The 353-nt window shown below is 56.4% G+C and carries 1 rRNA gene; it reads right to left on the reverse strand.

Annotation, left to right across the window (positions count from 1 at the left end):
* Nucleotides 1-353 (reverse strand): 23S ribosomal RNA (locus tag C442_RS21080); the annotation flags it as partial.

Genomic DNA, 353 nt, shown 5'->3' on the forward strand with positions numbered 1-353 from the left:
TAACTTGCCGAATTCCCTAACGTTGGTTGCTCCCGACAGGCCTTGGCTTTCGCCGCCATGGACACCTGTGTCGGTTCTCGGTACGGACACTATGCTCGTCTTTTCATGGGCCCCAGGTTGAATCACGTTTCCCTGTACCGCCGTTCGTCCGCTTCGTGCCATTACGGCTTCCACGGAGTTGGACGGTTCGACCGGGCGAATACCCGGCGTGATCGACCCCAGGGCGTCAACTTTCACTGCATAGTGGCACGGGAATATTAACCCGTTTCCCATTTCGTCTCAGTCGAGTTGCGGTGAGACTTAGGACCGGCTAACCCTCAGCTGATCAGCAGTGCTGAGGAACCCTTATCCAT

The sequence above is a fragment of the Haloarcula amylolytica JCM 13557 genome (assembly GCF_000336615.1).
GTDB lineage: Archaea > Halobacteriota > Halobacteria > Halobacteriales > Haloarculaceae > Haloarcula > Haloarcula amylolytica.